18 protein-coding genes are annotated in these 20,296 nt (G+C 40.9%); 7 read left to right on the top strand and 11 right to left on the bottom strand.

All coding sequences use genetic code 11. The features are described from left to right. Positions 1–116: 116 nt before the first annotated feature. Positions 117–1,307: a phosphoglycerate kinase gene (locus J0654_RS10495; protein WP_207028687.1), complete on the bottom strand. Its 1,191-nt coding sequence runs from the start codon at positions 1,305–1,307 to the stop codon at positions 117–119. Between the two features lie 182 nt (positions 1,308–1,489). Between J0654_RS10495 and J0654_RS10490 the strand changes: the two genes are divergently transcribed. Genes J0654_RS10490 through J0654_RS10475 form a run of 4 tightly spaced genes read left to right on the top strand, consistent with a single transcriptional unit; the run spans position 1,490 to position 4,150 of the window. Continuing rightward, a complete protein-coding gene (locus J0654_RS10490) occupies positions 1,490–2,641 on the top strand; it encodes a DNA polymerase III subunit (protein WP_207029592.1) in 1,152 nt (383 codons plus the stop codon). A gap of 13 nt (positions 2,642–2,654) precedes the next feature. Then, positions 2,655–3,050, top strand: a complete 396-nt coding sequence (locus J0654_RS10485; protein WP_207028685.1) for a DoxX family protein — start codon at positions 2,655–2,657, stop codon at positions 3,048–3,050. A gap of 15 nt (positions 3,051–3,065) precedes the next feature. Beyond that, entirely contained in the window at positions 3,066–3,521 is a 456-nt protein-coding gene (locus tag J0654_RS10480; protein ID WP_207028683.1) for a hypothetical protein, read from the top strand. Positions 3,522–3,571: 50 nt separating this feature from the next. Next, positions 3,572–4,150 (top strand): DUF7010 family protein, encoded by a 579-nt coding sequence (locus tag J0654_RS10475; protein ID WP_207028681.1) that lies wholly within the window; start codon positions 3,572–3,574, stop codon positions 4,148–4,150. Between the two features lie 56 nt (positions 4,151–4,206). Here the strand turns inward: J0654_RS10475 and J0654_RS10470 are convergent, their stop codons facing one another. The 6 genes from J0654_RS10470 to J0654_RS10445 form a co-directional block, all read right to left on the bottom strand. Beyond that, positions 4,207–4,713 (bottom strand): OmpH/Skp family outer membrane protein, encoded by a 507-nt coding sequence (locus J0654_RS10470; protein WP_207028679.1) that lies wholly within the window; start codon positions 4,711–4,713, stop codon positions 4,207–4,209. A gap of 241 nt (positions 4,714–4,954) precedes the next feature. Beyond that, positions 4,955–5,785 (bottom strand): class I SAM-dependent methyltransferase, encoded by an 831-nt coding sequence (locus tag J0654_RS10465; RefSeq protein WP_207028677.1) that lies wholly within the window; start codon positions 5,783–5,785, stop codon positions 4,955–4,957. Continuing rightward, positions 5,763–6,308, bottom strand: coding sequence for a hypothetical protein (locus tag J0654_RS10460; protein WP_207028675.1), 546 nt, complete (start codon positions 6,306–6,308; stop codon positions 5,763–5,765). The genes J0654_RS10465 and J0654_RS10460 overlap by 23 nt, the downstream gene beginning before the upstream one ends. A 97-nt stretch (positions 6,309–6,405) precedes the next feature. Continuing rightward, the gene (gene mnmG / locus J0654_RS10455) at positions 6,406–8,274 is read right to left on the bottom strand and encodes a tRNA uridine-5-carboxymethylaminomethyl(34) synthesis enzyme MnmG (RefSeq protein WP_207028673.1); all 1,869 of its coding nucleotides are present in this window, start codon (positions 8,272–8,274) and stop codon (positions 6,406–6,408) included. A 2-nt stretch (positions 8,275–8,276) separates the two neighbouring features. Continuing rightward, positions 8,277–8,696: an rRNA maturation RNase YbeY gene (gene ybeY / locus J0654_RS10450; RefSeq protein ID WP_207028671.1), complete on the bottom strand. Its 420-nt coding sequence runs from the start codon at positions 8,694–8,696 to the stop codon at positions 8,277–8,279. Further along, positions 8,689–12,114, bottom strand: a complete 3,426-nt coding sequence (locus J0654_RS10445) for a hypothetical protein (protein WP_237685956.1) — start codon at positions 12,112–12,114, stop codon at positions 8,689–8,691. The genes ybeY and J0654_RS10445 overlap by 8 nt, the downstream gene beginning before the upstream one ends. 157 nt (positions 12,115–12,271) lie before the next feature. Between J0654_RS10445 and gltX the strand changes: the two genes are divergently transcribed. Together gltX and J0654_RS10435 are read left to right on the top strand one after the other, a co-directional pair. After that, positions 12,272–13,768, top strand: coding sequence for a glutamate--tRNA ligase (gene gltX, locus J0654_RS10440; RefSeq protein ID WP_207028663.1), 1,497 nt, complete (start codon positions 12,272–12,274; stop codon positions 13,766–13,768). Positions 13,769–13,861: 93 nt separating this feature from the next. Next, the gene (locus J0654_RS10435) at positions 13,862–14,794 is read left to right on the top strand and encodes an SPFH domain-containing protein (protein WP_207028661.1); all 933 of its coding nucleotides are present in this window, start codon (positions 13,862–13,864) and stop codon (positions 14,792–14,794) included. Positions 14,795–14,869: 75 nt separating this feature from the next. Here the strand turns inward: J0654_RS10435 and J0654_RS18295 are convergent, their stop codons facing one another. From J0654_RS18295 to J0654_RS10420, 4 genes are all read right to left on the bottom strand, one after another. After that, positions 14,870–15,085 carry a DUF6327 family protein gene (locus J0654_RS18295; protein ID WP_237685955.1) on the bottom strand — a complete coding sequence of 72 codons (216 nt, stop codon included), beginning with the start codon at positions 15,083–15,085 and terminating at the stop codon, positions 14,870–14,872. Next, the gene (locus tag J0654_RS10430) at positions 15,082–15,432 is read right to left on the bottom strand and encodes a phage holin family protein (RefSeq protein WP_207028659.1); all 351 of its coding nucleotides are present in this window, start codon (positions 15,430–15,432) and stop codon (positions 15,082–15,084) included. The genes J0654_RS18295 and J0654_RS10430 overlap by 4 nt, the downstream gene beginning before the upstream one ends. A 3-nt stretch (positions 15,433–15,435) precedes the next feature. Further along, a complete protein-coding gene (locus J0654_RS10425) occupies positions 15,436–15,765 on the bottom strand; it encodes a YtxH domain-containing protein (RefSeq protein WP_207028656.1) in 330 nt (109 codons plus the stop codon). Between the two features lie 319 nt (positions 15,766–16,084). Beyond that, positions 16,085–17,770, bottom strand: coding sequence for a glutamine--tRNA ligase/YqeY domain fusion protein (locus J0654_RS10420; protein ID WP_207028654.1), 1,686 nt, complete (start codon positions 17,768–17,770; stop codon positions 16,085–16,087). Between the two features lie 266 nt (positions 17,771–18,036). Here J0654_RS10420 and J0654_RS10415 point away from each other — a divergent pair, with 266 nt between their 5' ends. After that, positions 18,037–20,295 carry a T9SS type B sorting domain-containing protein gene (locus J0654_RS10415; RefSeq protein WP_207028653.1) on the top strand — a complete coding sequence of 753 codons (2,259 nt, stop codon included), beginning with the start codon at positions 18,037–18,039 and terminating at the stop codon, positions 20,293–20,295. Position 20,296: the final 1 nt, after the last annotated feature.

Raw genomic sequence — 20,296 nt, 5'->3', positions numbered from 1 at the left:
GGACAAGGTTTGATTTTTGGGGCGAACTAAAATGGCTTTTTTTTCTCAAATAGTAAAGCCGAGAGACAAAATTCTCTTAGTTTTAACGTTTCCCTCAATAACTCAGAACGTGAGACTTAGCCCAATATTGCAGCGATGCCCGGCAAGGTTTTTCCTTCCAAGCTTTCCAACATAGCACCACCTCCAGTAGATACGTAGCTTACTTTGTCCTCAAATCCGAATTGCTTCACTGCGGCAACGGAATCTCCACCTCCAACAAGGGAAAATGCACCAGATTGGGTGGCTTCATCGATATAATTACCCACTGCAATGGTTCCCTTTGCAAAGTTTTCCATTTCAAAAACACCTACAGGACCGTTCCACAAAATGGTCTTGGACGCCAATATCACCTGCTTAAAGATTTCAAGTGTCTTTGGACCAGCATCCAATCCTTGCCAGCCATCAGGAATCTTGTCCACATCAACAAACTGGGTGTTGGCCGCATTGTCAAAGTCATCTGCCGCCAGAACATCTACGGGCATGAACACCTTTACGTTTTTGGCCTCGGCCTGTTTTAGGATATCCAACGCCAACTCCATTTTATCATCCTCACATATAGAATCGCCTACTTTGCCTCCTTTGGCTTTTACAAAAGTGTAGGTCATCCCACCTCCTATGATAAGGTTATCGACTTTGTCCAATATGTTTTCAATGATGGTGATCTTGGAGGACACCTTGGCTCCACCTAAAATAGCGGTAATAGGTTTTTCGCCTGTTTCCATCACTTTGTCAATTGCCTTGATCTCTTTGGCCAACAAATAGCCGAAGCATTTATTTTCTGGGAAGAATTTCGCAACAATGGTGGTTGAGGCGTGGGCCCGGTGTGCAGTACCAAAGGCATCGTTCACATAAATATCGCCATGCTTGGACAATTCCTGGGCAAAGGACTCGTCCCCAGCTTCTTCTTCTGCATGAAAACGAAGGTTCTCCAACAAAAGCACTTCTCCGCTTTGCAATCCAGCAACCGCTTCATCGGCTTTTGCGCCCACACAATCCTCCGCGAATTTTACCTGGACCCCAATAATTTCGGATACAGTTTCGGTAATATGTGAGAGGGACATATCTGGGTTTGCCTTGCCTTTTGGTCTGCCCAAATGGCTCATCAAAACAGCGGAACCACCATCCTCCAAAACTTTAAGAATGGTAGGTTTTGCAGCATCGATACGGCTTGTGTCGGTCACGTTAAAGTCACCATCCAACGGCACGTTGAAATCAACTCTGATCAATGCTTTTTTTCCTTCAAAATTAAAATCGTCTATCGTCTTCATGTAGTGTGTTCTTTTTTGAGAATTTCAAATGTAAAGATTTCCTGCTTTTTCCGTGGTCGCACGGGCCTAATATTTCAAAGTTTCACGCTTTTTAACCTTTTCGGTTTGATATGTTACACCAGCACGGTATGGTGCAGGGGTTCCATGCCAAACTTCACCACTTAAAAATGTATCTTTGGGACATGCTTTTTAAAAATGTTCTAGGTCTCGAGCACATCAAAAACCATTTGGTGACCACCGCGGAAACAGGTCGCGTGGCTCACGCACAATTGTTCGTTGGTCCCGAAGGTTCTGGGGTGCTTCCCATGGCGCTTGCCTATGCGCAATATTTGCTTTGCGACAATACAGGCGGCGAAAATGATGGGGAAAATACCGTTTGCAATACCAAATGCAACTCCCTGACGCATCCAGACCTTCATTTTGCGTTTCCCGTTTCCAATTCGGACAAAATAAAATCGCATGCGGTGAGCGACCATTATCTGGAAGAGTGGCGACAATTTGTAAAGGAACAGCCTTATGGCAACTTGTTTGACTGGTACAGGCACATCGGGATTGAAAAAAAGCAGGGCCAGATCGGGGTGGATGAAGCCCAGGATATGGTAAAAAAACTTTCGTTAAAATCCTACGAAGGGGGTTATAAAGTGCTGATTGTTTGGATGGCCGAAAAGATGAACGTTTCTGCTGCCAACAAGCTTTTGAAACTCATTGAGGAACCTCCTAACAAAACCATATTGCTTCTTTTGGCTGAAGAGGAGGAACAAATTATCAACACCATACGTTCCCGTTGTCAAATACTGAATTTTCCCCCGCTGGCGGAACAGGTGATCACGGATGCTCTTTTACTGAAAGGAGTAGCCCAAACCGAAGCACTGACCATTGCCCTGGAAGCGAACGGCAACTTCAACAAAGCACTTGACCTACTGAACAAAGATTCGGAGGATCTCGTTTTTGAACGTTGGTTCGTACAATGGGTCCGTAGTGCTTTTAAAGCGAAGGGCAACAAAGGCGCCGTACAGGAATTGATTTTATGGAGCGAAGAAGTGGCCAAAACCGGCCGCGAAGTGCAAAAAAAGTTTCTGAACTATTGTCTCACCATGATGCGCCAAGCGCTTTTGCTCAATTATAAGGCCAATGAACTGGTATATGCCAAAGTGCACATGGAAGGTTTTGACCTGAACAAATTTGCCCCTTTTGTACATGAGAACAATATTTTGGATATTGTAAAGGAGTTGGAACAAGCCATTTTTCACGTGGAACGGAATGGAAATTCCAAACTTATTTTTACAGATCTATCCATCAAACTCACGCGGCTTTTACATGCAAAGGCTGCTTAAATAAAAACCAATCATGAACAATTTATTATCGCACGCCACAGAAATTCTACTATTGGTGTTTTTGACCATTACTTTTTTACAAAGCGGAATAGATAAAATTTTGGATTGGAAGGGCAATCTGGGTTGGTTGACCGGTCATTTTTCAAAATCGATTTTTAAGGGAACCGTTCCCGTGCTACTCAGCATCATTTTGGTGTTCGAAATGTTGTCCGGAATACTTAGTGGCGTTGGTGTTTTTCAATTCGCGATCGATGGTGAAAGTGGGATTGGTTTTTACGGAGCTATTATTTCTGCGGTGACTTTGTTGATGCTTTTGTTGGGCCAACGGGTTGCCAAAGACTATGCAGGGGCACAAACTATCGTGGTGTATTTGATTCCAACAATCTTCTTGTTGTATTTGATACAATAAAAACATTTCTTAAAAATGATTCTTGACCCTATCCAAAGACCCGAACTCACCAAGAAAAGTAAAGAGGCCTACGAGCAATTTGAACGATTGATCATTGAAATCAAAAAAAAGAAATTGCCCCAAGAAATCGAATTGGTCATCAATAAGCATATAACGCAACTTAATTCGGTAACAGGTGCTGATAAGGTCTTGAGAGCAGAAATTCGAAAAGAGCAATCTAAAATTATTGGTTTACTGGCTCAAAAATTAAAGGTGGTACCCATAAATTATTATAGAAAAACATGGTTTGTTCTTGGGATGACGGTTTTCGGGATTCCCATTGGAGCAGCTTTGGGCCTTAGTTTGGGCAACATGGCATTTTTGGGAATTGGCTTACCGGTTGGCATGTCCATTGGTCTTGCCATAGGTGCCGGCATGGACAATAAAGCCAAAGAAGAAGGAAGACAACTTGATATTGAACTTAAAATGTGATTGTCTAGAACCATAAAAGCTCAAAAGAGCAACAGGCTTTCAGTCAAAAAATGAACGAACAATTACAAAACAAGGAAGGCACTACCGTTGATTCCATTTCAAGTGCACAATCCGATTTACGCCAAGGCTATGCCGATGGTGCGATGGGGGTTCTGGCATCTGGAAGCGTATGGTTGGCGGCCGCTTTGGTTGCGATTTTTATTTCTTCACAAACCGCCATCTGGACCTTGTTTTTTGGCGGTATGCTCATTCATCCAATAGGGTTGTTACTGGCCAAATTGATAGGTGTTCCTGGAAGTCATTCGAAACAAAACCCTTTGGGAAAATTGGCCATGGAAGGGACAATTTTTATGTTGATGTGCATTCCCTTGGCCCTGCTCCTATCACTACAGAACCACGCCTGGTTTTTTCAGGGAATGTTATTGATCATTGGCGGAAGATATTTAACGTTCTCTACCCTATATGGTATCAAAACATATTGGGTTTTGGGCGGTTTATTGGGCGTTGCGGCAATTATCCTCTTTTATTTGAAGGTTTCTTCGGGATTTTCCGCACTTGCCGGTTCGATCATTGAGGTCGGTTTTTCAATTTTTCTGTTCCTTACTTATAAGAAAAGACAGTTGAAGTAAATAAAAAAACCCACTCTAAAAGAATGGGTTTTCCAAGCACCTACATTGTGTAGTGTTTAATTCTCGTATCTATCGTTCAAAATTTTAAGAACGGCGTCCGTAACGTCATTTGCTTCTTCTCCGTAAATTACCGAGCCACCTTCGCCGCCACCTAAAATATAGGTGTAACCATTTGCTTTGCCGTAAGCCCTAATCTCTTTTTTTACCTTTCTTACCAAACTGTCCATTTCGGCTTGACCGGTCTGTTGCAACTGTTGTTCTTCTTGTTGGAGTTGTTGACCAACAAATTGTCCTCGTTGTTGCAATTGGGCATATTCTTCTTGCGCATTTTTCTGAGACATTTTTTGAGCCTTGGTCTGGAATTCTTGCAACTCCATTTGAAAGGCTTGGGAAATACTGTCCCTTTTTTTGGTCATGGCATCAGCTTTTGTTTTGAACCTGGCATCCACATCAATCTTCTCTTGATATTCTTCCATGACCTTTACACTGTCCACATATCCGATTTTGTTTTGCTGACATGCCATGGCGGTGACGGCAATCGCAAGCACTACTACTTTTTTCATCATTTACTTTTTATCGATGCGCAAAAATAGAAAAGCTTTTGGAAAGGGGATCATTTAAGTTTAGAGGTTCTCCAACAAGTATTTTACCGGTCATAGGTTTTTTCTATGAAAAAGGTTTGGTCGCATTGGAGTTGTTTATTTTTAAGGGTTCCGCAAATGCGCCCATTTAAGCGAATCTTTTTTGTTTGATGGTGTTATCCATCCGAAGCTAGAATATTAGCGCAGCGAGCTTAAAAACCGCTTATTTACGCTTTTTAAGGATGTAGATCAAAGAAGAATGCTCTTTGGTGAAGATAGCTTTGATATTGGACCATAATCCAACAAAAAAGGCTCTGAACAGGTAGCCTTTGTTCCCCCTATATTTTTCGGACAGCATGGAAACATAAAACGCATCGAACCACATGGGTTTTATTTTGATGACCTCCATTTGATGAGGGGCAAAAAGTTTGGCAATGGATGTTTTTGAAAAATGCCACAGATGTCTTGGAACATCAAAAGCCGCCCAATGCGATTTGTAATGTTTGGCGTCGTACGATTTAAAGTTAGGGACGGCAATCACCAAAACACCATCTTCTACCAAAAGATTGACCAAGGACTTAATCTGTTCATCCAAATCGGGAAGATGCTCCAACACGTGCCAAAGGGTAATGGCCTGAAATTTTTGGTTTGATACGTCCGCTAAACTTGAAAAAAGATGTACCCCTTTTTGTTCGGCTAACTTTCTGGCCTTGTTATTCGGCTCTACTCCCGTTACCTTAAAACCCGAATTTTGGGCCGTAATCAAGAAATCCCCTGTTCCTGCACCCAAATCCAGGAGGTTTTTTATGCTATCTAATTGATTTACAACCTTTTGTATTTTATTTCTGAGGTTTTTTCTCTTAACTAGCTGATATAATCGGTCCGTAAAAGAGGTTTGGGAGTCTGTATGGGAAATATAGTCCTCGCTCTCATAATAAGGTGTCAGGTTTTGAGGCTGCGGTTTGGTTACCAGCATATCCAATTCTTCATCCCGATGCAATTCGAACTGTTCTCCTGAAACAGAAAAATCCTTAGTTTTTAAAAACAATTTCATTGTAATTATCGGTTGCCAAATATTCGTTTTTCAATTTCCGAAGATAGGATAAAACCAACTCTCTTGAAACGGAATTTTCAGATAAACAATCTCCGTTGCTGTCATTAAAAACTTCAATGGCAATATACCAGTTTCCCGTTCGAGATGTATGGACCTCATCAAAAACAGGATCCATATCTGCGGCTTTATTCAAAGCCACGTCCAAAGCCAAAGGAATTAAATTAATGGACTTGGTCGGAATTTCAACTTCATAAAACGAAAAGTAAAATGTTTTTGCATCTAAAGAAAAAGGAACTTGCACATCAACATAATAATCGTTGAGTTGAAATTTTGTGTTGATGTAACGGTAAAATTCGTCAGCGTTTTTTGGATCTTCAAAAACAAAAACATCCTTTTTAGGGAGTCCTTTTTTAAATCGCTTACCCTCCGTCACTTTATAGTCTTTTATATTCGGAGCAATCCGTAACGGAATACAAGAAATTAAAAAGACCAAAGCAAAAATGGCTAGTAATATCCGCTTCATCCGGCATAGTGTTATGCGAAATTATAATCAAAAACTGAGCCATTTCGATAATAGGGTAAAACAAAAAGCTATGTTCCACGTGGAACAAATCAAAGGTTTATCTCCCCAAATACACCAAAAGCACACTGATGTCGGCAGGGGAAACACCGCTTATCCTTGATGCCTGGGAAATGGTAACGGGCTGTATCGACTGCAGCTTTTCCCTAGCTTCATAGGATAATGATTTTAGTTTGGAATAATCAAAATTATCTGGGATACGAACATTCTCCAAACGCTGAAGTTTATCGGCATTTGTTTTTTCCTTTTCGATGTATCCAGAATATTTAACTTGGATTTCGGCTTGTTCCAACACCTCGGTATCCAATTCATTTTGGTTTACAAATTCAGAAACAGATTCCAACTGAAGCATATGGTCCATGGTAACTTTTGGTCTAGAAAAAACCTTGAACAGTTTATCGGACTGCTTTACCAAAGATGAATTCAATGACTCCAAAATAGGATTGATTTCGTCCGTAGTGTAGCTCGTCTTTTTAAAAAAGTCAATGAAGTTTTCGGACTTGCTCATCTTGTCCTCCATTCGTTTTAAACGTTCTTCTTTGGCCAGCCCTATTTCATATCCCTTCGGAGTCAGTCGCAAATCGGCATTGTCTTGGCGCAGCAATGTTCGATATTCTGCCCTAGAGGTAAACATTCGATAAGGTTCTTCGGTGCCCTTTGTAATCAAATCGTCGACCAAAACCCCGATATAAGCCTCGTCTCTTTTTAGAATGAACGGCTCTTTTTCTTTGGTTTTAAGGTGCGCATTTATACCCGCAATTAAACCTTGGGAGGCAGCTTCTTCATAACCTGTAGTTCCATTGATCTGGCCAGCAAAATAAAGGTTGTTCACCAACTTGGTTTCCAATGTGTGTTTTAATTGTGTGGGCGGGAAATAATCATATTCTATCGCGTACCCAGGCCTAAAGAACTTTACGTGCTCAAACCCTTTTACAGATTTCAGAGCATTATATTGGACATCCTCGGGCAATGAAGTTGAGAAGCCGTTCACATAAACTTCTACTGTATTCCACCCCTCGGGTTCAACAAAAATTTGATGGGAATCTTTGTCCGCAAAACGATTTATCTTGTCCTCAATAGATGGACAATATCGTGGCCCAATGCTTTTAATTCTGCCATTGAACATCGGTGATCTTTCAAAACCTTCACGCAATAAATCATGCACCAATTTACTAGTGTGCGTCATATGGCAATCGCGCTGTGTTTTAAGCACCGGAGTGTTCAAGTAAGAGAATTTTTCGGGTTGATCGTCGCCAGGTTGGGGAATCATTTTTGAATAATCCAAAGACCTACCATCTACTCGTGGAGGAGTTCCCGTTTTCATTCTTCCACTATCAAAACCAAGCTCCACTAATTGTTCCGTGATTCCAGTGGCTGCCTTTTCTCCTGCTCTACCTCCCCCTAATTGTTTCTCCCCTATATGTATCAAACCGTTTAGAAAAGTACCGTTTGTAAGCACCACGGCTTTGGCCCTGATCTCTAAACCGAGACTTGTTTTAACCCCAACGACCCTATCTCCTTCAATGAGCAAACCGCTGACCATCTCCTGATAGAAGTCTGCATTGGGGGTGTTCTCTAAAGCCATTCGCCACTCTTCTGCAAAACGCATACGATCATTTTGTGCACGGGGACTCCACATGGCAGGCCCCTTGGACTTATTAAGCATCTTAAACTGAATGGCGGACTTGTCAGAAACTATCCCGCTATAACCTCCAAGCGCATCAATCTCTCGCACAATTTGCCCCTTTGCGATTCCTCCCATAGCTGGGTTGCAAGACATCTGCCCAATAGTTTGAAGGTTCATCGTAACCAACAAAGTGCTTGACCCCATATTGGCGGCAGCGGCCGTTGCCTCGGCGCCAGCATGTCCTCCGCCAACAACTATAACATCATATTCCTTTTCAAACATATCTATGGTTCCACGTGGAACATTTTAATCTTTTCTTCTTCTTTTTGGCGCATCAATTTAACTTCATCGGCGTCCTTATCGCCGTATCCTGTTAAGTGTAAAACTCCATGACTCATCACACGGCGCAGCTCATTTAAAAAATCAACTTCATACTTCTTCGCGTTCTCTGCAACGCGTTCTGTTGAAATAAAAATATCTCCTGAAATTATTTTACCGTTGCTGTAATCAAAAGTGATTATGTCCGTAAATGTATCGTGTTGTAAATACTCCTGATTGAGCTGCAACAAGTATTGATCAGTACAAAAAATATAGTCAACCTGACCGACTTCAAATCCTTCAGATTCAATAATCCTATTTATCCAATCGACATAATCGGGCTTGTTATGGATTACTATGTCACTTTTGAAATGAAACTCAATCATTGTTGAAATAAACCTTTACCTTCTTTTCGAAATTTTGCCGCAAAGGTAAGGCTTGTCTATTTAATATTTCAATGCTATTCCGGTAATCTTGAAGTAGTTCCGGTTTGGTGGTAACAGGGTTCGTATACACATTTTGATTTGTGTTGCTTTCCCTTTCTTTCTTCTCACCCTGTTCCATAGAAGCATTTTCCAATTTCATCAATTGGTGTTGAATATTGTTGGCCTTACTCCGTGTCCGTTCTGTAATTCCGTTGTCCAACAAATCGTTTTCGAAATCTTCCATTTGCTGTATCAACTTTTTAGCAAGATTCTTATCGGATTCTTGCATCATATCCTGCAACTGTTTTTCCAAATTCTCCCGCAGATATTGTTGCTCTTTATAAATCTCATAGACCTCGTTCAAATCCATTTCACCTAGCCCATTCCCATTAGATTGACCATTGTTGCCCTCACCCGAACCTTCCTGTCCTTTTTCTCCTTGTGTACCCTGCTGCCCATTTTGTCCCTGTCCTTGTTTACCTTGCTCACCTTCTTGTTGTCCTCCTTCCTTTTCTCCATTTCGTCCGCTTTGTTCTTTTGATGACCTTCCCTGTTGACCAGAACCATTCATCTTTTCCTGGATACTCTGTTGCCCTTTTATAATGTCCGGTAACTGAAAATCCTGTCCTTCTCCACTTCCCTGACCCGGTGACATGTTTTGTTGCATATTATCCAAAATATTGGCCAAAAAATCAGCTAAGGAATTTGTTGCATTGATCACATATTGCTGATAAGAAGCGCCTTGATAAATTTGATTCTCAGCAATGCTCTCCAGCGATTTGTCAATGTTATAATAAACCTCGGTGATTTGCTCATTGACAAATTCAGACAACTCTGCTCTCCGTAACGAAAGTGCAAAAAGACTATCGTCTACATGCTCGAATAATCTCTTTAGGTTTTGTTGGTCTTTAACGGTTCTGGAGAACTGAGATATATCAACATCGGCACTTTGGATATTATCAAAAAGATTTTCTTGCTTGAAAGAAAAAGTAACCAGGTTGTCTAAAATCTGACGAAGCATCTCCGCGTCCTCTGCATCTGTTTCTCCTCCACCCATAGCGCCAGATTTCATGGATTGACTTATTTCCCGCATTTTTTGCGCAGCAGATTTCTGTTTTTTGGAGGAGTTGTCTTCTGCTTTTTGTTTCTCTTCTGATTGGGAAGATTCATCCATGCCTTGATGTTTGTTTATTTCTTCAAGAGCATCCTGTTGATCTTGTTTTACAGCGTCGGTTTTCTCTTTGTCCGTATCCAACTGAATCGGCTTCCGAAGCCCTTGGTTGTCCTTCTCCAACCCACGTATCTCCTTTTCCAAATAATCAAATTCCTCATTCAACTTTTGTTGCTCTTTACCAGTAAAATCTTGGCCCAATTTTAATTCAGATAATATCTCCTGCTTCTTTGCAAGCTCTTCAAGTTCTTTGGAAATCTGCGATGCCTTTTCGGTAACATAGTATCGTTTTGTCAACTCTAAGATCTGCTCTAGATTACGGGTATTCTTACCTTGGTTTTTACCCAACTCTTCCAAACGCCTTTGTAGATCTTCCTTATCTATTTTATCGGCAATCTTATTCAGTTCTTCCAACAAATCCGCATTTTTTTTAGCTTCTGCCTCTTGGCGTTCCAGACGTTCCTGAAGCATCTTTTTCAATTCACTATCATCAGCATTTTTATCCATACTTTTGCTCAAATCCTGACTGAACTTCTGCATCAATTCTTCTTGCATTTTTTGCTGCTGCAAAAAGTTTTTAATCTGACTCTTGTCCTCAAAACTTAAAGACTTTTCTTCTTTTTGTAGGCTGTTGATCTCTGATAATCGTTCTTCTTGCTCCTTAAAATTTTTCAAAGACTCCCCCATTTTGTTCAAAGTGGAATTTTGAAGCTCTAACTCCTTATTCCTCAACTGATTAGCATCATAAAGGGTGGCGTCAAAAATAGCACTTTTAGTGATTTTACCTCCCCTAACTCCATCATTATCAACAACTTCAAAGTATAATTTATACTGCCTACCTGCCTCAAGCTGTAAGCCGGTAGGAAATGTGTAATAAAACTGGTATACATTGGAGTTGGGTTGTTCCAACGATATCCGTTGTACATCCGTTATATCATCAGACGGATAACAGACCAACCTTATCTCCCTCAACCCATAATCATCCGCCGCTTGACCCGTATAATAGGATTCATTCGGATGTAAAGAATCCAATACTTGATTCACTTGAACCGTAGCCCTGGCATCCTTGACCACGTTAAGTCGATAAGCTAAGCTTTCGTAGTCCTTAACCCTATTGTTGGAGGTGCTCAACTCATAATCAAAATCGTTGAACAATGTTTTAACATTGGAAAAAAGATTGTTATCCCTTTTAAAGAAAATGGTAGTATCCGCAGTAAGCATCTTGATATTGGAGACATTATCACCCCGAATTTTCCATGTGACCTTCGTGCCCTCGGGTACCTCAGCGTTCCCTGTGCCCGTAATAATTTCAGACATCAAATTTAGATATGTAGGGTATTCCAATTCCAAAGCAAAATCAACTAAAGTCGGGGTTCTATAACTGTCGATTTCATATGTTCTGGAATCCCAGCCATTGGCCGTAAAGTAAAAACTGGTCTCCATAACAGGTGCTTGGAAAGTGTATTCATAATAAGAGCCCCGATTTTGCATTAAGAGCGGCTCCCCATTAACCACAATTTCAACATCCTCCGGCCGCAAATCACCTATTGTTTTAACTTGAATGGTCAAAGCATCGTTGTCTGCTACCTCTAAATCAGCATTCATGATTTCAAAGGAAAACGGAGCAGGCCTTTCGTAGGCCATATCAAAGTGCATCACCCTTTGGTGTGAGTTAAAAAACGAAACGATATCACCCGCGATCCAGATAAAGGCGAACAATAACACCGGTATTATAATATACTTTGCATAGGAATAGCTTTCCTTTAAATTCACAGCTTGGGCAAAAGGAACAGGTCCCAAATCAGTCGCGCGCTGCTCAATACTAGCCATTAACAGGTCGGACTTCTCTGGGTTTTCTGACAGTTCCAACAAATTCAACAGCTTGTCATCTACCTCAGAAAAATGTTTTCCTATCAATATGGACGCCATCTTTTTGTCCATCCCATGCCTAACCTTAAACAAATACATCAACGGGATTGTCACATATCGATATAGCAGGTATAACTCAACCACCAAAAAAAGAATAAACAAGGTCAGTCGCCAGGAATTATCGAGCCACAATATGTACTCAAAAAAAGTAATGGCAAACCAAAAAACGGTACCAAGGGTCAAAAACAAGAAGACACCCTTGATCAATTGCTTGGTATAAAAGCGTTTGATAAAACCTTCAAGTTTGAACAATATGTCCTGATATGCACTCAAATTCATGTATTGGAATTACCAAAATACCTGATCCACAGGAAATGAGTAGAAAAATTTTGTTAAACCTTAATCATTATATTACCGAATCAATAAAAAGACTGTCCGCTATCACTTTACAATTCATCAACAGCGCAGTATCTTTGCAATCCAATCAAACCCTATTATGAGTCAAAAAGTACGTGTTCGATTCGCACCAAGCCCAACTGGTCCCCTGCATATTGGAGGTGTTCGTACCGCTTTGTTCAACTATTTGTTTGCCAAGAAAAATGGTGGGGATTTTATACTTCGTATCGAAGATACCGACCAAAACCGTTTTGTTGAAGGAGCCGAAGAATATATTATCGAAGCCTTGAACTGGTGCGGAATTCCGTTTGATGAAGGGCCTGGAAAAGAAGGTGACTTTGGACCGTACAGACAAAGTGAGCGTAAACAATTATACAAATCATATGCCTTGGACCTTGTTGAAAAAGGTAAGGCCTATTATGCATTTGACACCCCAGAAGCTTTAGACCATCATAGGAAAGACCATGAATCAAAAGGGAAAACCTTTATATATAATTGGCACAATCGGTTAAAATTGACCAACTCGCTTTCCCTTTCCAACGAGGAAGTCAAAGATAAAATAGCCGCCGGGGAAGATTATGTAATTCGGTTTAAATCTCCAGAAAACAAAGATCTCCTTTTAAAAGATATTATAAGAGGTGAAATAAAAATTGACACCAACATTCTTGATGACAAGGTATTGTTTAAAAGTGATGGCATGCCCACCTATCATTTGGCGAATATTGTAGATGACCATTTGATGCAAATTACCCACGTAATCCGTGGAGAGGAATGGTTGCCTTCCCTTGCGTTGCATTCGTTATTATATGAAGCTTTTGGTTGGGACGCCCCAGAATTTGCCCACTTGCCCTTGATCATGAAACCCGTGGGCAAAGGAAAATTGAGCAAACGCGATGGAGAAAAAGGAGGATTTCCGGTTTTTCCAATTACATGGAACCAATCTGAAGGTTATCGAGAGGCAGGGTTTTTCCCAGAAGCAGTAGTTAACTTTTTGGCACTTTTGGGATGGAACCCCGGAACCGAGCAGGAAATATTCAGTTTAAAAGAACTGGTAGATACCTTTACATTGGAGCGTGTGAACAAATCAGGAGCGCGCTTTGATCCAGAAAAGAACAATTGGTATAATCAGCAATGGTTACAAATAAAAAGTGATGAAGAGCTTGCCAAAATGTTCCAGGCGGAACTCAATAAAAAAGATATTTCCGCAGATCCTGCCTACATAAAACAAGTGGTATCTTCCATAAAAGAACGCGCAGCTTTTGTTAAGGACTTTTGGGAGTTATCGGATTATTTCTTTCAAGCACCAACTACATTCAACGAAAAAGCGGTAAAAAAACAATGGAAAGAAGGTACACCGGAAATAATGCGAGAAGTAGCTGCCCTTCTAGAATCTGTTCAAGATTTTCAATCCTCAATAATTGAAGAAAGGGTCAAGGCTTGGATTGCAGAAAAAGAGCTGTCCTTTGGAAAAGTTATGCCCCCGCTCCGTCTAGTCATCGTTGGTGATATGAAGGGTCCACACTTATTCGACATTATGGGGCTTATTGGAAAAGAAGAAAGTATAACCCGTATCAAAACCGCTATCGCTAAGCTTTAGAAATTGATGGAAGTGTAACATTATTTGACGAATGGAGACTAATACATTGGTCAAGTTTCGTAATTTCCATTTCTAACATAAAATCTAAACACTATGGGCAACTATTTTCTTATACCTATTGCGTTTGTCGCACTGATTATTCTTTTCAAGTTTTTCTTTATTGTAAAGCAACAAACTGCCGTTGCTGTTGAACGTTTTGGTAGATTCCACAGTATCAGAAATTCAGGTCTACAAATGAAAATTCCGATCGTAGATCGTATAGCCGGCCGTTTGAGTCTTAAAATCCAACAATTGGATGTAATCGTTGAGACCAAAACTTTGGACGATGTATTTGTTAAACTAAAGGTCTCTGTTCAATACGTAGTGATACGTGAAAAAGTTTATGATGCCTTTTACAAATTGGAGTATCCCCACGATCAGATAACTTCGTACGTTTTTGATGTGGTTCGTGCTGAGGTTCCTAAAATGAAATTGGACGATGTCTTCGTTAAAAAAGATGACATTGCTATTGCTGTAAAAGCGGAATTGCAGGACGCTATGTTGGATTATGGTTTTGACATCATAAAAACATTGGTGACCGACATTGATCCCGATGCCCAGGTAAAAGCGGCGATGAACCGTATAAACGCTTCGGAACGTGAAAAAATCGCTGCCCAGTTCGAGGGGGATGCCCAGCGTATTCTAATTGTCGAGAAAGCTAAAGCAGAAGCAGAAAGCAAAAGATTACAAGGACAAGGTATTGCCGATCAGCGTAGGGAAATTGCCCGCGGTCTCGAAGAATCCGTAGAAGTATTGAACAAAGTGGGCATCAACTCACAGGAAGCATCTGCATTAATTGTAGTTACCCAACATTATGACACTTTGCAGGCCATTGGGGAAGAAACAGATACCAATTTGATTCTATTGCCCAATTCTCCACAAGCAGGTAGCGATATGTTGAACAATATGGTCGCTTCGTTTACCGCAAGTAACCAAATTGGTGAAGCCATGAGACGCAAACAGGACGAAAAGAACTCGGATTCTTAATCTAAACTCAATTAAGAAGAAAAGGCTCCCCTATTTTGGGAGCCTTTTTAGTATATAAGACTTGAGGACTATATACTAATCAAGTTTCTTCAGTATTTTTTTGGCAATCAATGTAATAGCAACTTTTTGAATTAAAGGAGCCAGTCCACTCAATATATTAGTGGGGTATAACTCTTCCTTAGTGTTGTGAATTGCCAACTTTACCTTTTCTTCTTCAATTTGTCGTTGCAACTTTAAGACTTTAAGGTCGCGATCGATTTCGTTAAATGATGTGTATTGTGTTTGAATCATAGTTCATCGAAATAAAATTTGGAAAACTTTTTAAGGAGTGGCTTTTCTATCTTCTTTTTCATTAAAAAGAATATAATACCGACCAGTACATAGAAGCCTCCAACTATTAGGAACCCTTCAGCCGTATTGCCAAGCATTGTTGCGAACCAAAAAGCTGCACTCAATGAAAGAAACAGTAGGGCAATAAAACCCACACCACCAATTAGTAGAACTTTAGTGGCCATAGTTATACCTTTCATCATAGACCTGAAGCTTTGAAGTCTATAAAAGTCCAAGCTGTTTTTTACATAGGATCGAACTCCATCTTGCACATGGTCTATCTGCTCTTTAATTTCTTCGAATGCCATATATTATTTCTGCAGTTGAGCGTTCTTTTCTCTAAGATCTTCCAATTTATTTTCAAGTGCCACCAAAATATCATCAGCTTTATAACTCATATTGGATAAAGTATCTTCGAGTTTTTCCTCAAACTCCTCTTTTTTAGCGTCTGCTGATTTACTAAACTCTTCTTTGGCATGTGTTAAGCTTTGTGCTATATCATCTTTTGCCTTAACAGCACTCTTCTTAATTTTTTTTCGTGTTTTCTTTCCTTTGTCCGGCGCATATAGAATTCCTATACCAGCTCCAACTGCTGCTCCGGTTAATAATGCGGTTAATACATTCCCTGTGTTATTTGACATAATGTTGAATATTTTAAATTAGACTTCAGTGATTAAATCAATTGATTGGAGTGTCTCTGAGAAGAATTTCCTTTTGCCAATCGATTTATAACAAATTTAGAGGAGGGTAACGGCAATGATCGATGCTATCGCTCGAAACCTTGACGCTTTAGCTAATTTTTTATCAAATATTGCGAATAACGACATTTAAAGAAAGATTTCTCCACCAAACGCGCATTTGGTCGTCACTAATAAAATATGGCTGCATAGGGCAGCTAAGAAGGTGCGTTTTTATAAACTTTTCCAATGGTTGCGTCAAATAAAATAAGGAAATGCTATGCTAGCTTTTTTGCTCCAATTTGGCCCAAGTGTCCCTTAAAGTAACCGTTCGATTAAAAACCAAATTTTCGGGAGTTGAATCAGTATCCACATTAAAGTAACCTAATCTTTGAAATTGAACCCGGTCTCCGACTTTGGCATCCTTTAAGCTGGGTTCAAGATATCCGGTTACCTTTTGCAGCGAATCAGGATTTACAAAATCCAAGAAATCCTTATCCTTATGACTATCGGGGGTAGCATCCGTAAAAAGTCGATCATACAGTCTAATTTCGGCTGTAATGGCGTGTGGGATGGATACCCAATGCAAAGTTCCCTTTACTTTTCGTAAACTTTCTTCGGTTCCGGAACCACTTTTACTTTTGGGATCGTATGTGCACTGTACTTCGGTAATATTTCCATCATTATCCTTCGTACAACTTTCGGCCTTGATGATATACCCGTTCTTTAGCCTCACCTCACCGCCAAGTTTAAGTCTAAAAAACTTTCGGTTGGCCTCTTCCCGGAAATCTTCCTGTTCTATATACAATTCTCTCGAAAAAGGAACCTTTCTGCTCCCTGCACTATCATCTTCTGGGTTGTTTTCAGCATCCAACCATTCTTCTTTCCCTTCTTCGTAATTGGTAATGACCACCTTTAAAGGATTAAGAACCCCCATAACACGAGGAGCAATTTTGTTAAGGTGTTCCCTCACATGGAAATCGAGCAATGAAACATCTACAACATTTTCTCGTTTGGCAATCCCAATAGTGTCCGCAAAATTTCGAATAGATTCCGGGGTAAACCCTCTTCTTCGTAATCCAGATATCGTAGGCATTCGGGGATCGTCCCATCCTGTTACAATTCCTTTTTCCACTAATTGAAGCAACTTACGTTTGCTCACAACGGTATGGCTCAAATTTCTGCGAGCAAATTCCCGCTGTTTGGGTCTCAACTTATCCGGAGATACCACTTGGTCCAAAAACCAATCATACAGTTCCCTGTGAGGTAAAAACTCCAGTGTACAAAGGGAGTGCGAGACTTGTTCTATATAATCACTTTCTCCGTGGGTCCAGTCGTACATTGGATAAATACACCAGTCGGTATTTGTTCTGTGGTGAGCTTTATGCAATATTCGGTACATCACCGGGTCCCGCATCAGCATATTGGAAGACGCCATATCAATCTTGGCTCTTAGGACATGGGCCCCATCCTTAAATTCTCCTTCCTTCATTCCTCTGAAAAGCTTTAAATTCTCTTCAACGGAGCGATTTCTATATGGGCTTTCTTTTCCTGGCTCGGTAGGTGTCCCTTTTTGGTTGGCAATTTCCTCTGAAGTCTGGCTATCCACATAGGCCTTCCCGTCTTCGATCAACTTCACCGCCCAGTCATACAATTGTTGAAAATAGTCGGATGCATAGCATTCCGTGTCCCATTCAAAACCAAGCCAGCTTACATCATTTTTAATGGCCTCTACATATTCCTTCTCCTCTTTTGCCGGGTTGGTATCATCAAATCGAAGGTTTACCGGGGCATTGTAACGCAGTCCCAATCCAAAATTGAGGCAAATGGAACTGGCGTGCCCGATATGCAAATACCCATTGGGTTCCGGGGGAAAACGAAACCTCAAGTCATCCTGTGTATAACCCTTTGTAAGGTCCTCCTCAACAATGTGTTCTATAAAATTGAGCGATCTAGCTTCTTCTGCCATACCAATAATTTGATGCGCAAATGTAGTAAAATCCCCTGTTGATAGCTACTTTTCGTGCTTCTGTGTATACAAAGTAGGCGATTTCACAACACTTTTGCTGTAGCCTACAACAATATCTTTCCATTCGTCGAAATTAGAGACATATTTGTTATTGGAATACTATATGGTCAAGAGACGCCTGAACAACGTCTTTTGGAATGAATTACAATTAAGGGGCACAAACTAACAGGGCTATTAAGCCCATAACCTCTTAAAAACTAACGGTGATGAAAAGAAGTAATTCAACGTATAGCATTCTGGTTCTGGCCTTGACTTTGGTGCTGCTTGGTACCTTCGGTGCGCAAGCACAAGTACTGTATAAGCCCGAGCCGGCAGACAATCCCAATCTTGCGGGAAATTCAGCATGGACTGCAGTTTGTGCTTCAGGTGGCTTTAACGAATACTTTGTGAATTTTAGATGGGATCCTCCTATGGTAGAGAGTGACAACGAGTTTGTCCTTGAGCTATCGGATGCGGACGGTTATTTTGCCGAGCCCACAGAACTTGCCCGGGTTAGCGACAAAAACACCGTTTTCGATTTTGAGTTCCAATTTGCGCTTCCCACGGATATGAGGGGCGATAATTTTAAAATGAGGGTTCGAAGTACCAGTCCTGCGAAAACAAGCCCTGCTTCAGACGCCTTTTCCATGTACTTTATCGACTATAATTCACCCCTGTTGATTAGCGAAAACGGAAGTGGAACCATCCCTTCTGGAGGTCTTATTCAGCTTTGTGGTGGCGGTTCTGTAACCCTAAAGCCACACAATATTCCCGATGCAGAATCCTATATCTATAACTGGTACCGCAGTGGAACATTGCTTGCCACAAAATCAGAAAGTATCACCGTATCTGATCCTGGCATGTACTATGTGGAATTGGATTATGGAGATTGTTCGGGTTCTGCGAACACCTTATCCAACACTATTGAAATTTCCACCGGAACAAGCTCAGGCTTAGCTATAAATGGTGCGACCAATGTGCAAGTTTGCCCTGGCGAAACCTATGCACTAGAGGCTAACATCACCGGTTTGGGATTAACCTATACATGGTATAAGGATGGCACTGTTGTAAGTGGGCCTACGGTTGACGGTAGTACTTATACTGTTGATGGTAGCACTACTGGGTTTGAAGGTTCCTATGCTGTTGAAATTGATGGTGCAGGGGTTTGCAAAGAGTTATCCGAAGCGGTAACCGTTACAAGTTCAGGGTCCTTTGACATTGCCGTAAACAACGAGGAGAACATTGTGCTTCTTCCTTCACAAACCAAAACATTATCCGTTGGCACCACAGCTAACAGCCCAAGCTACCAATGGTATAACAACGGTTCGCCCATAACTGATGCAACCAGTAGTTCACTTGTAATCAGCGAAGTAGGAGAATATTATGTTGAGGTAACTGATAATGGAGGGGCATGTACTCCTGCTCCCGTAGCGTCCAGTACTACAACTGTCGTATCCCCGGATTCCTTTGAATTTGTAGTGGATTACGTCGGAACATATACCTCTTGCGAGAGTGTTGATGCAACCTTGAGCCTTAGTGCCATAAACGCAGTGAGTGAAAATGGTGCTAAAACAGATGTTACGGCCGATTTACAAAACTCTTTTAACTATCAGTGGAAATTCAATGGCGGAAATGTAACGGGTGAAACATCCAAGACCATCACCATATCCGATCAAGAAGGCAATGGCGAATATAGTCTGGTCGGTACTGTTGATGCTTTTCAGGCATCTTCCAACAACCTACAGGTAAAGCTCGCTTCCAATGAAACACTTCAGGTTACGGCCAATGGTACCGTACTGTGTGAAGGTGGTGAACCTATTGTTCTTGAAACCACAAAAGACTTGACCAACGAATCCTTCCAGTGGAAAAAAGATGGAACTGTAGTTGATTCTTCATCTGAAAACTTTACAGTTAGCGAAACAGGTGTCTATCAACTGGTTATTACTACCAACGAATGCCCAATGGTGTCCAACGAAGTTACTATCAGTGACTTCGATGAGTCATTGTTGGTTCTAGATAAAACCCAAGACCTCATCATTGTTGAGGGAGAGTCCCAAACTCTTACCGCAAGCGGTGCAGATTCCTATGAATGGTATGATGCAGGAAACAACCTCATTTCTTCTAGCAGTTATTATGACTTTACTGAAGAAGGGGAATACCTGTTGATTGCCTCCTTCGGAACATGTACCGTAAGCAAAGTGATCACTGTTACCTACAGGGATATGTTTGCAATACCCAATGTTATTACCGCTAATGGCGACGGTATTAACGATTTATGGGTGTTGCCCAATACATATTCCAGAGACCCCAATGTGCTTGTCACCATCTTTAATGAGCGTGGAGAACAAGTATTTAGCCAAGCCGGCTATGAAAACAACTGGCCACAATCCACCACATCGTTCAACAAACAGAGCATGATCTTCTATTACAAGATCACACGCGGTGGAAAAAGCCTTAAACAAGGAACAATCACTGTTATTAAATAAG

Source organism: Flagellimonas profundi (assembly GCF_017313275.1).
Classification (GTDB): domain Bacteria; phylum Bacteroidota; class Bacteroidia; order Flavobacteriales; family Flavobacteriaceae; genus Flagellimonas; species Flagellimonas profundi.
The sequence above is the reverse complement of the archived record's forward strand: the minus strand, read 5'-3'. Positions and strand labels throughout refer to the sequence as shown.